The 13,905-nt window shown below is 64.8% G+C and carries 12 protein-coding genes; 7 read left to right on the forward strand and 5 right to left on the reverse strand.

The features are described 5' to 3' along the window. Positions 1-30: 30 nt before the first annotated feature. The 5 genes from IB234_RS12055 to IB234_RS12075 all read right to left on the reverse strand — a co-directional run bounded on the left by IB234_RS12055 (position 31) and on the right by IB234_RS12075 (position 5,055). Positions 31-342, reverse strand: a complete 312-nt coding sequence (locus IB234_RS12055) for a DUF4387 family protein (protein ID WP_192317894.1) — start codon at positions 340-342, stop codon at positions 31-33. A 2-nt stretch (positions 343-344) separates the two neighbouring features. Beyond that, positions 345-1,712: an acyclic terpene utilization AtuA family protein gene (locus IB234_RS12060; RefSeq protein WP_192317895.1), complete on the reverse strand. Its 1,368-nt coding sequence runs from the start codon at positions 1,710-1,712 to the stop codon at positions 345-347. Positions 1,713-1,714: 2 nt separating this feature from the next. Continuing rightward, positions 1,715-2,734 (reverse strand): phosphoglycerate dehydrogenase, encoded by a 1,020-nt coding sequence (locus IB234_RS12065; protein WP_192317896.1) that lies wholly within the window; start codon positions 2,732-2,734, stop codon positions 1,715-1,717. A gap of 126 nt (positions 2,735-2,860) precedes the next feature. Beyond that, positions 2,861-4,144 carry a CitMHS family transporter gene (locus tag IB234_RS12070; RefSeq protein WP_192317897.1) on the reverse strand — a complete coding sequence of 428 codons (1,284 nt, stop codon included), beginning with the start codon at positions 4,142-4,144 and terminating at the stop codon, positions 2,861-2,863. Between the two features lie 137 nt (positions 4,145-4,281). Continuing rightward, positions 4,282-5,055, reverse strand: a complete 774-nt coding sequence (locus IB234_RS12075; RefSeq protein WP_192317898.1) for a MipA/OmpV family protein — start codon at positions 5,053-5,055, stop codon at positions 4,282-4,284. A gap of 137 nt (positions 5,056-5,192) precedes the next feature. Between IB234_RS12075 and IB234_RS12080 the strand changes: the two genes are divergently transcribed. The 7 genes from IB234_RS12080 (at position 5,193) to IB234_RS12110 (ending at position 13,893) form a co-directional block, all read left to right on the forward strand. Beyond that, positions 5,193-6,383 carry a citrate synthase gene (locus IB234_RS12080; protein WP_192317899.1) on the forward strand — a complete coding sequence of 397 codons (1,191 nt, stop codon included), beginning with the start codon at positions 5,193-5,195 and terminating at the stop codon, positions 6,381-6,383. Between the two features lie 263 nt (positions 6,384-6,646). Next, positions 6,647-8,425 carry a DUF1302 domain-containing protein gene (locus IB234_RS12085; protein WP_412547920.1) on the forward strand — a complete coding sequence of 593 codons (1,779 nt, stop codon included), beginning with the start codon at positions 6,647-6,649 and terminating at the stop codon, positions 8,423-8,425. An 11-nt stretch (positions 8,426-8,436) separates the two neighbouring features. Then, positions 8,437-9,798, forward strand: coding sequence for a DUF1329 domain-containing protein (locus IB234_RS12090; RefSeq protein ID WP_192317900.1), 1,362 nt, complete (start codon positions 8,437-8,439; stop codon positions 9,796-9,798). Positions 9,799-10,140: 342 nt separating this feature from the next. After that, entirely contained in the window at positions 10,141-10,533 is a 393-nt protein-coding gene (locus tag IB234_RS12095; protein WP_192317901.1) for a DUF3302 domain-containing protein, read from the forward strand. A gap of 3 nt (positions 10,534-10,536) precedes the next feature. Beyond that, positions 10,537-11,496, forward strand: a complete 960-nt coding sequence (locus IB234_RS12100) for an HlyD family secretion protein (RefSeq protein ID WP_192317902.1) — start codon at positions 10,537-10,539, stop codon at positions 11,494-11,496. Between the two features lie 13 nt (positions 11,497-11,509). Next, positions 11,510-12,313, forward strand: a complete 804-nt coding sequence (gene ppk2 / locus IB234_RS12105; protein WP_192317903.1) for a polyphosphate kinase 2 — start codon at positions 11,510-11,512, stop codon at positions 12,311-12,313. A gap of 236 nt (positions 12,314-12,549) precedes the next feature. Then, positions 12,550-13,893 (forward strand): DUF3300 domain-containing protein, encoded by a 1,344-nt coding sequence (locus IB234_RS12110; RefSeq protein WP_192317904.1) that lies wholly within the window; start codon positions 12,550-12,552, stop codon positions 13,891-13,893. The last annotated feature ends 12 nt before the right edge of the window (positions 13,894-13,905 follow it).

Here is a 13,905-nt window from a genome sequence, read left to right on the forward strand (position 1 = left end):
CGGGTGGCGGCCTTGGCGACACGAGGACGATCAGGCCGCCGTGCGGGCAAGTTCCTCGGCCAGCACATAGCCCCACTGCGCGCCGTGCATGTCGCGGTCGGCCAGCGAGCCCTGTACCACCGGGCGCGGCAGGCTGATCTTGATGACGTTGAGCGGGGCCAGGTGGAAGGTGCGAACCTGGCTAGCGTCGCTGTGGAAAATCGCCGCCATCGACTCGGCGCCCAGCAGCGGCTCGGCGCAGAGGCGGCTGTAGGTTTCGCCGTCGGCGCAGAAGATGTCGAAGGTCAGCCAGAATGGGCCGGCGCTTTTCGAGCGGATTTCGTATCCCTGAGACTGGATCATGGTCAGGCTCCTGTAACGGTGAAGTCGAAACGGTACGGCGCCAGCGGGTTGCCGATTACCATCACGTGGTTGAGGACGAATTCGTAGACCAGACCGCGATCCATCGAGGCCGGCGACAGCGGGAAGGCGTGGGTCGGCAGGTCTTTGTCGTCGGGTAGCGGGAAATGCAGCATGTACGGGTTGAGCAGGGCCAGGATGTCCTGGGTGTGCGATGCGTCCGGGCAGGTGGCGATGGCCAGCACGCCGATTTCCGTCGGGGCGCTGGCTTGCGGCTCCAGATCACCGAGGGCGGAGTTCTTGCCGATGGCGCGGAACTGCAGGTCGTACTGCGCCGGGCCGATGCCAAGATTCTTCTCGATGCGCTTGCGCATGGCGCCGTCCAGCATCTGCAGCCACTCGTCGAAGCGGGCGATGTACTCCGGCCCCCGCACCACACTGAGCAGCACCGACTGATGGCCAGCCGGGGCCGCACCTTCGAGCTTGACGGTGTAGCGTTCGTGCGGCTCCCACACGGAACCCTCGACACGCACGCGGCGCTCGTCCAGCGCGTGGTAGCGCGCTGCTTCGACGTTGAGCGCACCACCCGGCTCGGTCAGCAGGTTGGGGTTGCTGTTCTCGTAGAGCATGTGCGCCATCACCGATTGCGGGGTCAGGCGCGCCTGCGGGCCGATGGCGGTGATGGTGAAACCGGAGGCGTCGATTTCGGCCATGACCATCGCATCGAGCGGTGTGGTGGTGCACTGCGCGCCGCACTCCATGGTCTTGCCTGCGTGCCAGGATGGCCCGGCCGGTGCGCCGCGCATGATCGGCAGGCAGGCCAGCACGGCAGTATCGGTGGCACGCCCGGCGACGATGATGTCCGCACCCTGCTCCAGCGCATGGATGAACGGCTCTACCCCCATCACCGCGACGATGTGCGAGCAGCGCTCGACCAGCGTCTCGTCGATCGGGCGCACGGGGTTGAGCGGCAGCACGCGGCCATCGGCCAGCGCCTGCACCACCGTGGCGTGTTGCTGCTCACCATAGATGGCGGCGACCTTGACGTTCTGCCCCAGCTCGGCGGCCACCTCCAGGCAGACGCTGCGCAGCAGATCGACGCCCGAGTCGGAGCCGCAGGTGCCGCTGCTGCCGACGATCAGTGGAATGCCCAACTCGGCGCGGGCCTTCATGTAGACACGCAGCTCGTCCCGCAGCACGGCTGCTGAGCCCTTGGTGCTGCCGGTGCCGAGGTAGTGCGGGCCGGAGTCGGTCGAACCGCCGTCCATCGCGATCACGTCCGGCTTTTCCAGCAGGGCCCGCTCGAAGAGGTCCAGTCGTACCCCGGAGCCGATGCAGCCGGTGGGGACGAGCACTTTTATACTTTTTTCCATGGTCATTCCTCGGTTGGAAGTGCGCCGCGTCCGTCGGCGATAACGCAGGACGCTGGCGGCGTGTCGCCATTCAGCACTGCGACTACGCACTGCGCGGCGATCAGGTTGGTGCGCTGCAACCCTTCATGGGTCGAGGCACCGCTGTGCGGAGTGGCCACCACGTTCGGCAAGGCGAGCAGCGCCTCGGTGGTGGCGCGGTAGGTTGGATCGGTCTCGCTGAGAAACACGTCCAGGCCGGCGCCGGCGATGGCGCCATCGAGCAGTGCCTCGAGCAGCGCGCGGTCATCGACCAGGCCGCCACGGGCGGTATTGATCAGCACGGCGCTGGGCTTCATGCGGTTGAGTGCTGGGGCGTCGATGAGCAGGCGCGTGTCCTCGTTCAACGGCGCGTGCAGGCTCACGTAGTCGCTCTCGGCCAGCAGGGTGTCGAGGTCGACGTACTGCACGCCGGCCTCGCGGCCGTAGCTCCAGTCCGGGTTCGGCGAATAGGCTAGTACCTTCGCCTCGAAGCCGGCCAGGCGCTTGACCACGCCACGGCCGATGCGCCCCAGGCCGACGATGCCCACCGTCTTGCGATACAGGTCGCGGCCGAGGGCAATGCCCCAGTCGCCCTGGAGCATGCGCGCCTTGGCTTCACCCAGACGTCCCAGGGCCAGCATCATGGCGATGGCGTGGTCGGCGACGCTGGCATCGTTGCCGCCGACCGCGATGGTCGCGACCTTGCCGCTGGCCTGTACGGCATCGACGCTCACCCGCTCATAGCCGACGCCACGCCGGGCAATCACCTGCAGGCGCGGCAACTGCTCCAGCAGCTGCGCCGTGACCCAGGCGTGGCCGACGATCCAGGCATCGGCATCGGCCAGCAGCGCCAGCAGTTGCGCCTCGTCGAGGTCACCATCGCCCTGCCCCTGGGCCAGCTCTGCGATGCTCACCTCGCAGCCCTGGCCCTGCAGGTAGGCGATGCTCTCGGGGTCGAAGAAGCGCTGGGTCACCAGCACCTTGCGTGGGAGTTGTGTGTTCATGCCGTCTCTCTCACCTCCTGCTGCGCGGCCCAGTTGCACCGAGCGCCACTGTTCTTGCGGCAAGCCGCTGCCCTTCCCCCTGATCGTGATGATCGGAGGCGTGGTCATTCCTGGAGTCGGGGCTCGCTAGATGATCGCGCCGGTCGCCAGCGCCGACAGGATCAGCACCACCGAGCAGCCCAGCGCCCAGGCCAGGCCATAGCGCTGCAGCTCACCCATGTCGCGCTTGAGTAACCCGGCCAGCAGGTAGGGCGCGGCGATCAGCGGGCTCAGCGCATGCACCGGCTGGCCCAGCACCGAGGCGCGGGCGATGTGCAGCGGGTCCACGCCGTATTGCCCGGCGGCGCCATTGAGGATCGGCAGGATGCCGTAGAAGAAGGCGTCGTTGGACATGAAGAAAGTGAAGGGAATCGCCGCCAGCGAGGTGATCACGCTCATGTACGGCCCGGAGTTCTCCGGCACCACGTCGAGGAAGGCCTGGGACATAGCGTCGACCATACCCGAGCCGGTGAGAATGCCGGTGAAGGCGCCGGCGGCGAAGATCAGCGCCACCACGTTGAGTACGTTCTCCGAGTGCGCGGCGATGCGCTCCTTCTGCTCCGCCAGGCGCGGGTAGTTGATCACCAGGGCCAGGGCCAGCGCGATCATCATCAGCACCGGCAGCGGACCGAGCCCCATGCCCATGCTCGCCACCAGGCCCAGGGTCAGCGCCAGGTTGACCCAGAACAGGTGCGGGCGGTGGCTGTCCCTGGCCTTGCGCTCCAGTTCGGGCGCCGCCGTGTCGGCCTGCCCCGGCACCCAGCCGAGGCGCCGGCGCTCGCGCTGGCCCAGCCACCAGGCTGCGGCAAAGGCGTAGACCAGGCCGATCAGCATGGCCGGAATCAGGCCGACGAACACATCCATGGCATCCACGTGCAGCGCACTGGCGGCCCGTGCGGTTGGTCCACCCCAGGGCACGATGTTGATCACTGTATTGGTCAGCAGCAGCATCACTGCCAGGATCAGCGGGTTCATGCCCAGGCGCAGGTAAACCGGCAGGAAGGCGGTGACCACCACCAACACGGTGGTCGCGCCATCGCCATCCAGCGAGATGACGGTAGACAGCGCGGCGGTGCCGAGGGTGATGCGCAGCGGATCATTGCCGACCCAGCGGATGATGCGCCTCACCGCCGGCTCGAACAGGCCGGCGTCGAACATCACCGCGAAGTACAGCAGCGCGAACATCAGCATCATCGCCGTCGGCGTGACCTTGATGACACCGTCCAGCACCATTTCGCCCATCTGCGAACCAAGGCCCAGCGCCAGCGCGAACGCCACCGGCACCAGGATCAGCGCGACGATGGCCGACAAGCGCCGCGTCATGATCAGCAACATGAACACCGAGACCATCGCGAATCCAACCCAAGCCATTCTGTTGTCCTTGTTGTTAAAAGAATCAGGTAGGAGTGCAGCCTTCAGCCGGTCGAGATACCGCCACAGGTGCACGATGGACGCAAAGTACACATTGATTTTTTAAACGTAAATCTGTATTTTTTTTGTACATCAATTCAATCGAACAACCAGGAAATGCCGACCTTCACCCCGAGCTGACCGGCATCGCCCTCCGCCAGCGGGCTGTCGGTAAGACGACCCGGCAGGTGCCGGTAGCTGGCCTCACCGATTAGCAGCCAGCGTTCGCCAGCCGGCCTGGACACTCCCAGCGCCAGCTCCTGCACCACCGCGCTGCCCGGACGATAGCGTGCCACGCCGCGCGCCTCCTCATCGCTCAGGGTGCCGTAGTAATAGTCGGCCAGCTTGTCCGACAGATAGCTGACCTTCAGTGCCGGCGTCACCTTCGCCCCGGCCACGTCCATCGGATAGCCATACTCCAGGGCCAGCTCGTAACCCTCGCTGGCGCCACTGACATCGGCCGTGGCCTGCAGCTCGCCGAAGGCAAACTCCCAGCTGGCGCGCAGGCCAAGGTCGATGCCGTCGTCACGATCCTCCAGGAGATCGCGATCGATACCGTTCTCGGCCAGCTCGGCGCGGCCGAAGTCGTCGGCATCGATGCCATCGAAGCGCCCTGAGACGATTGCATCCAGGCCGAAACCATCGCGCTCGATCAGGTGCACACCGCCGGTCAGCCCCTGCAGGAACAGGCGCTCGCCCTGGTAACGCACCAGCGGCACCGGCGACACGGAGCTATCCGCCCCCGCATAGGGGCTCTGCGAGTAGGACAGCCCCAGGCCGATGGACTGCAGCCCCGGGGCGGAATCCGCCTGGGCGACATGGGGCAACAGAGCGGCAGGCAACACGGACACGGCAAGACACAGCGATTTCATGGAAAAGCCTCTGACATGGAAGTGGAGCACGAGCTGAAAGCGCCTACATAGACGCTTTCCACCAATGATTTACAGGAATGTAAACAGTCGACTAACATCGGTAAATCTGTACTCAAAACGTCCACATGAAGGCCGCCATGCCCAACCAAGATGAGCTGTACCTCTCCGCCGAGGAAGCCGCCGGGCTGCTCGGCGTCAACCTGCCGACCCTGTATGCCTACGTGGGGCGCAAGAACATCCGCTCGGTGAAGATCGAGGGCTCGCGCAAGCGCCGCTACTGGGCGGCCGACATCCAGCGCCTGGTCAAGGGCAGCAAGGGCGGCGACGCCACGACGAGCAAGCGCGGCAATCCGGACTCGCACAGCTCGCTGACCCTGCTCACCGAGGACGGCCTGTACTACCGCGGCCGAGACATCCACGAGCTGGTGGAGAAGGCCTCGGTGGAGGAAGTGGCGGAGATGTTCTGGCAGGTGCCAGGAGCCTTCGGCGATTCGCTGCCGCACATGCCGCCCGGCGTGCCGCAACTGCTGGAGCTGTTCGGCCACACCACGGTGATCGAGAAGGCCATCGCCCTGTTCCCGCTAGTGGAGCGGGAGAACCCCAAGGCCTTCGACCTCTCGCCCGAGGGCTATGCGCGTACCGGTGCCGACGTGGTGCGCTGGTTCGCCGCGCTGGTGGTCGGCGCCACCGCGCCGGACCCGCGCCCGCTGCACGAATTCATCGCAGCCTCCTGCGGCATGGACCAGCGCTTCGCCGACCTGATCCGGCGCATGCTGATCCTGAGCATCGACCATGAGCTGGACCACTCCACCTACAGCGTGCGCGCCGCAGCGAACACCGGCGTCACGCCCTACTACGCTGCCATCACTGGCCTGGCCACGGCCCGTGGCCGGCGCATCGCCTACGGCCGCAACGAGACGGTCAGCCACCTGCTGGACGACATCTGCAACGCCAAGGACCCGGCCGAACCGATCCTCCAGCACTACAGCCAGGGCGGCGACATCCCCGGCTTCTGCGCCAACGTGCACAGCGTCGCCGACCCGCGCGCCCTCAGCCTCAAGGCCACGCTGGACAGCATGTTCGCCGACGACCCGGAGTACCTGCGCCTGCTCAAGGCCATGAAGGTGGCCGAGGAACTGGTGCAGCGGCCGGTGGAGTTCATCCTGCTGGTCAGCTTCGTCGGCCGCAAACTCAACCTGGGCGGCCAGGAACTGGCGCTCGCCGCCGTCGCCCGCCTGATCGGCTGGATCGCCCACGCCAGCGAGCAGTACAACCAGCAGCCGCTGGTTCGCCACCGCGCCCGCTACACCGGCGCCCTGCCCGGCTGACCCCGCGCTGGCGCGCCGCAAGGGCCGCCAGCCACCATCCTCCCTCTTCCCCCGCCGAGCCGTGCCCTTTCGGGCATGGCCGCATCACGCATGCACAAAAATCGTACAGATTTACATGTCAACCACACATGTATAGCGTCTTATTGAGCTCAATTCATACATATGTACATAAATAATACATATGCCCTTGAGCCCAGAGCCTAGGGATGCCGGGAACAGCGCTCGCTGCCGCCCTCATCGAAAACAAGAAAAGGTGAAGAGACGTGAAACGAACCATCAAGCGGCCCGGCATACCCGGCGCAGCCGTTCTGGCAATGGCGACGGCGGGCTACATGGCCGGCGCTCAAGCAGTGAACTTCAACATCGGCGAAGTGGAAGGTCAGCTCGACTCGGCGCTTTCCATCGGTGCCAGCTGGGCGGTGCGCGCGCCGGACCCGGACTTCATCGCCCAGGGCAACGGCGGCAAGGGTGACTCGCGCACCTCCGACGACTCACGGCTGAACTTCAAGAAGGGCGAGACCTTCTCGAAGATCTTCAAGGGCATCCACGACCTCGAGCTGAAGTACCGCAACTCCGGCGTGTTCCTGCGCGGCAAGTACTGGTATGACTTCGAGCTGAAGGACGAAAGCCGCCTGCTCTACGACATCCGCGACGACAACCGCAAACGCGGCGCCCAGTCGTCCGGCGTGGAGCTGCTCGATGCCTTCGCCTACCACAACTACGACCTCGCCGAACTGCCCGGTTCGGTGCGCGTCGGCAAGCAGGTGGTGAGCTGGGGCGGCAGTACCTTCATCAGCGGCGGCATCAACAGCATCAACCCGCTGGACGCCAACGCCCTGCGTCGCCCGGGCTCGGAGCTGAAGGAGGGCCTACTGCCGGTCAACATGATCTACCTGCAGCAGGCGCTGGCCGAAGACGTCAGCCTGGAAACCTTCTACCAGCTGGAGTGGGACCAGACCGTCGCCGACAACTGCGGCACCTTCTTTGCCAGCTCGGACATCGTCGCCGACGGCTGCGACGACCGCTACGTGGTGCGCGGCGCGGACATCGAACCCGGTCAGTCCGACAACAGTGGCCTCAATGGCAATACCATCTATCTGCCTCGCGGTGGCGATCGCGATGCACGCGACAGCGGCCAGTTCGGCGTCGCCCTGCGCTGGTTCGTTCCCGAGCTGAACGATACGGAAATCAGCGCCTACTACCTGAACTACCACAGCCGCACCCCGGTGGGCAGTTCGGTGATCAGCAGCGCCCCCAACCCGTTCACCGCGCCGGGCTTCGGTGCGGCATACGCCCAGTACTTCCTCGAATACCCGGAAGACATTCGCCTGTACGGCCTGAGCTTCAACACCACCATCGGCACCGCGTCGGTGGAAGGCGAGCTGAGCTACAGGCCGAACATGCCGCTGGCCATCGACGACCTGACCTACGCCACCCTGCGCCTGGCCCCGGTAGTGCCGAGCGTGATCCCGAACTCGGGCATCCCCGGCGACGAGATCCACGGCTACACCCGTGTGCCCATGACCCAGGGGCAGATGAGCGTGGTGCAGACCTTCGACCAGGTGCTCGGCGCCAGTCGCCTGAACCTGATCGGCGAGGTCGGCTTCACCCACCTCAACGGCATCAACGAGGGTGACTACGGTGAGTACCGCTTCGGCCGGGCGAGCCACTTCGGCCCAGGCGAATACTTCGACAACGACGGCAACGACCTGTGCAGCACGCTGCTCAGCGGCCGCCCGGAGTACTGCAACGACGACGGCTTCTTCACCCGCAACTCCTGGGGTTATCGCCTGCGCGCCGGCCTCACCTACAACGGCGTGATCGGCGGCCTGGACCTCAGCCCGAGCCTGGCTTGGTCGCATGACGTGGACGGCTACGGCCCGACCTTCACCGAGGGCAGCAAGGCCGTGAGCATCGGTCTCAGCGCCAAATACCTGTCCAATTACGAAGCCAGCATCAGTTACACCGACTACTTCGGCGGCGACTACACCACCAACGGTGACCGCGACTTCATCAGCGCCAGCATCGGCGTGACGTTCTGAGGATGCACCACATGAACCGACCCACCCTCTTCTCGCGCTGCGCGCTGTCGCTGTGCCTGCCGCTACTGCTCAACACCGCCCATGCCGCCGTGGACGCGGCGCAGGCCGCCAAGCTGGGCGCCGATCTCACTCCGGTTGGCGCCGAGCGCGCCGGCAACGCCGCCGGCAGCATTCCCGAATGGACCGGCGGCCTGCCCAAGGATGCCGGCAAGGTCACCAATGGCTTCCGCGCCGACCCCTTCGCCAGCGAAGCGCCGCTGTTCACCATCACCGCGCAGAACCTCGATCAGTACCGGGAGCACCTGAGTCCGGGGCAGCAGGCGCTGTTCGCCCGCTACGCCAGCACCTACAAGATTCCCGTGTACCCCACCCATCGCAGTGTCGCCTGGCCGCAGAAGGCCTACGAAGTGGCGCACCGCAACGCCACCACCACGCAGACGGTGGAAGGCGGCAACGGCCTGGAGAAATACGCCAGCCCACTGGCCTTCCCCATTCCACAGAACGGCCTGGAAGTGCTGTGGAACCACATCACCCGCTACCGCGGCGGCAGCTTCACCCGCGAGACCACGGCCTTCATGACCACTCCGGGCGGCGACTACTCGTGGAAGACCGAGCGCGACCGCCTGGCCTACAGCGAGGAACTGCTGGACTACGACCCAAGCAAGTCGAAGAACATCCTCTACTACTTCACCTCCGAGAACATCGCACCGGCGCGCGACGTGGGCGGCGTGCTGCTGGTCCACGAGACCCTCAACCAGGTGAAGGAACCGCGCATGGCCTGGCAGTACAACTCCGGTCAGCGCAGGGTACGCCGTGCACCACAGGTCGCCTATGACAGCCCCGGTCCGGGCAACCTGCGTACCACCGACCAGACCGACATGTTCAATGGCTCGCCGGATCGATATGACTGGCAACTGGTCGGCAAGCGCGAGATGTACGTGCCCTACAACAGCTTCCGCCTGGCTGACCCGGCCAACAGCTACGACGAACTGATCACCCCGGGCCACCTCAACCAGGACAAGACCCGCTACGAGCTGCACCGGGTCTGGGAAATCATCGGCACGCTGAAGGAAGGCCAGCGCCATGTCTATTCCAAGCGCCACCTGTTCATCGACGAAGACAGCTGGACCATCGTCGAGGCCGACCACTACGACGCCCGTGGCAACCTGTGGCGCGTCTCGGAGAACCACATCCTGCCGCTGTACGACGAGCAGACGCAGATCTCCGCGGGCGAGCTGACCTACGACCTGATCTCCGGCCGCTACCTGGCGAACTACATGTTCAACAAGGTGAACAACGCCTACCAGTTCGGCCTCAAGGCCAAGACCGGCGACTTCACCCCCGCCGCCCTGCGCGCCATCGGCATTCGCTGACGGGGCCTTCGAACGCCACATTGCCTCCAGCACTCCTGTCATCGAAATCTGCTGGAGACCCTGCCGCCCTCATGGGCGGCTTTTTTTGGGCGATTGATGTCAGGGGCGCACCCATGAGCATCAGCTGCCTGCTTGAGTCAATCGACAGAAACCGGCCAGAGGGCGACGCTCGCCCCACCAAACAACGTCGTATCGGCACACGAATCCGCCTTTCCAAGCGACCCGTGTCGGCCCGCTGACGCGCATCCCGAGGGGGCCGGACCATCAACTTCTCAGGTAAATGGCACCGCCTCGCTTCCACTGCTACGTTGCTTGAGGCAGGCACGTGTCATGGAGGCTGGAATGCTGGACTATGTCGCTTTGGGAATTCTGATTTTTGTTGGAGTCGTGCTGTTCTACGGCGTTATTGCGATTCACGATATCCCGTATGAAATCGCGGTTCATCGCAAGCATCCGCAGCAGGATGCCATTCATGTCGCGGGGTGGGTCAGTCTGTTCACCCTGCATGCCATCTGGCCCTTCCTGTGGATCTGGGCAACCCTGTACCGCGCCGACCGGGGCTGGGGCTTCTCGACCAACGTACCGGCCCCCGTGGACGATGCACGCGTGCTGACTCTAGAGAAGCAACTCGAAGAGCTGCAGGCGCGCCTGGCCTCGCTGGAGGCAGCCGAGGCCGCCACACCGCCCGAAGCCCTGCTGGTGACGCCGGCAGAGCAGCCGCGGCAGGAGGGCTGAGCCATGGATCTATTGCTTATTCTCACCTACACCGCCATCTGCGTGGCGATCTTCAAGATATTCAAGATTCCGCTGAACAAGTGGACCGTGCCCACCGCCGTACTTGGCGGCATAGTCCTCATCGGCGCACTGATCTTCCTGATGAATTACAACCATCCTTACTCCGAGGTATCGCGCAGCTACTTCGTCAGCACACCGATCGTGCCCGCGGTCAGCGGGCAGGTGATCGAGGTGCCGGTCAAGGGTCACCAGATGCTGAAAAAGGGTGATGTGCTATTCCGCATAGACCCGACGCCCTTCGAGAATCGGGTCAAGTCGCTGAAGGCTCAGCTGGTTTCGGCGCGCGCAGACCTGGCGCGGGCCAGCGAACTGGCACGTCGCAATGTCGGCAACCGGCGCGACGTGGACATCACCTCGGCGAACGTGCAGGACCTGCAGGCGCAACTCAACATCGCCCAGTTCGAACTGGACAACACCACTGTACGGGCCCCCTCCAACGGCTATGTCACCCAGGTTTCACTGCGCCCAGGCATCTATGCAGTGAAGATGCCGTTGCGCCCGGCCATGGTGTTCATCCCCCAGGAGGACTATGCCTATGTGGCCTGGATGCGGCAGAACAGCCAGTTGCGCCTGAGCATTGGCGACGAGGCCGAGATCGCCTTCGACGGCATCCCCGGAGAAGTGTTCGAGGCCAAGGTGAGGATGGTCCTGCCGGTAATCGCTGAAGGCCAGGTGCAGCCGAGCGGCAACCTTATAGGCTTCACCGGCTCGCCTCCGCCGGGACGGGTGCCGGTAATGCTCGAAGTGACCGACCCGGAATTCGCCGAATATCGGGACCTGATGCCGGGCGGCGCCTATGGACAGGCCGCGCTGTACTCCGAGCACTTCCACCACGTTGCCATCATGCGCAAGATTCTCCTGCGCATGGCGGCCTGGATGAACTACATCTTCCCTTTCCACTGACGGAGCACGGGACATGGCCAAGAAGAAGGAAAAGGTCGAGGAAAAACTGGGTCGCAAGGAATACGAGCAGGAGCTAAAGCGCCTGCACGTCGAGCTGGTCAAGCTCCAGCAGTGGGTGGTTGCCAAGGGGCTGAAGGTCTGCGTGATATTCGAGGGGCGTGATGGCGCCGGCAAGGGCGGCACTATCAAGGCCATTACCGAGCGGGTCAGCCCGCGGGTATTCCGCGTCGTGGCGCTCCCGGCGCCCACCGAGCGGGAGAAGACGCAGATGTACGGCCAACGCTACCTGCAGCACATGCCGGCAGCTGGCGAGATCGTGATCTTCGACCGCAGCTGGTACAACCGCGCGGGGGTCGAACGGGTAATGGGATTCTGCTCCGAAGAGCAGGCGCACAAGTTTCTCAACGTCGTGCCGTTGTTCGAGAAGATGATCGTCGAGTCCGGTGTCATCCTTATCAAGTACTGGCTGGAAGTCAGTGCCCAGGAGCAGCAGCGCCGTCTGGAAGAACGCATTCACGACGGGCGCAAGATCTGGAAGCTGTCGCCCATGGACCTCAAGTCCTTCACTCGCTGGGACGACTACACCCGCGCCCGCGACGACATGTTCGCCGCGTCCGATTCCTCCTGGGCACCCTGGTACATGGCTCGCTCCGAGGACAAGCGACGGGTACGTCTGAATATCATCAGCCATCTGCTGGCGCAGGTGCCCTACGACGACATCACCAAGGACCAGAAGATAGAGCTGCCCAAGCGCGGCAAGATCGGCCGCTACAAGGCGGCGCCCTACCCCTTCCGCATGGTCGAAGAGCGTTTCTGATCCATGAACACCAACGACTCGCTGACGGCCTCGATCACCGGGCGGGATATCGCATCACTCGGCGACCATTGGCGACGATGCGCCAGCAGCCTCTCGCCGACATGGCGCGGGTTCTAGGCGACTGAGAAAACAGCCAAGAACGAGCATTCGTCCTCGAAACGCCAACGGCCGGCGCACTAGAACGGCCACCTCGTTACACCGACCTCCGCTCGCGCGCTCGCGCAAGGAGAATCATCATGCGAATCGACCTAGGCCTCGGCCTCCTCGCCCTGCTGCTGGTGCTGGCCTCAGCCCCCGTCACGGTCCTTGCCGAGGATCCGGCTAAGGCGAATGTGGCGAGCGATCCGGTATTCACTACCGAAGAGCTCGACCAGATGCTGGCGCCCCTGGCCCTATATCCCGACGCACTACTGGCACAGGTATTGATGGCATCCACCTATCCAGGCGACGTGGCCGACGCGGTGACCTGGTCCACCAATCATCCTGATGCAACGGGCGACGACGCAGTGCGCCAGGTCTCCGACCAGTCCTGGGACCCTAGCGTGCAGTCGCTGGTCGCCTTCCCCGCGGTGCTGATCACCCTGGGACAGGACCCTGCCTGGGTGCAACGGGTGGGCGACGCCTTCCTGGCGCAGCCCGACGCAATCATGGACTCGGTACAACGCCTGAGGCGACAGGCCAAAGCGGCCGGCAATCTCAAATCCAACGAGCAGCAGAAGGTCAGCGAGCAGGCACCCGCGCCTGCTCAGGCAACCAGCACTGGCGGCAGCAACCAGCAGACCATCATCATCGAGTCGGCCGACCCGCAGGTGGTCTACGTACCAAGCTACAACCCCACGGTGGTGTATGGCACCTGGCCCTATCCCTCCTATCCGCCGGTTTACTACCCACCACCCCCGGGCTACTACTTCGGCACGGCAATCGCCACCGGCATCGGCTTCGCCGCCGGGGTGGCGATCATCGACTCGCTATGGGGCGACTGCAACTGGGGGCACGGCGACATAGACATCGATGTGAACCGCTACAACAACATCAACGACAATCGTCGACTCGACGTCAATCAGAGCACCTGGAAGCACAACGCAGTCAACCGCGATGGAGTGCCCTATCGTGATCGCGCCAGCCGCGAGCAGTACGGCCAGCGCCTGGCCAACGGCGAGCAACGCAACGCGTTACGCGGCCGTGATACGGCACGCACCGCCAACCGCGAGCGGGCCCGTCAGAGCCTGCAGCAGCGAGGTTTCGAGAGCCCTGCCACAAACAACCGCCAGGCTCTGGAGCGGGCGCAGAGCGCCAATCGCGAGATGCGCAGCTCCGATCAGCTACGCCAGCGTGCCCAATCCCGTGAGCGCAACACCGCCCAGAGCCGCCAGCAGGCCCGCCAGCAGTACTCCACCTCTCGCAGCGCACGCGACAACGCCTTCGCCGGGGCTCGCTCCCCCAGTCGGGATCGTGCCTACCAGGAGCGCGGCCAGATCAGCCGCACGGCAGCCAGCCGGCCACAGTCGGCCCGAGCCAGCGGCCGGGCGGTAAGTCGCCCGGCCATGTCCTCATCCCGCGGAGGCGCCCGGCGGCGCTGAAGGAGTTCCGTC

Source organism: Pseudomonas sp. PDM16, assembly GCF_014851865.1.
Taxonomy (GTDB): domain Bacteria; phylum Pseudomonadota; class Gammaproteobacteria; order Pseudomonadales; family Pseudomonadaceae; genus Aquipseudomonas.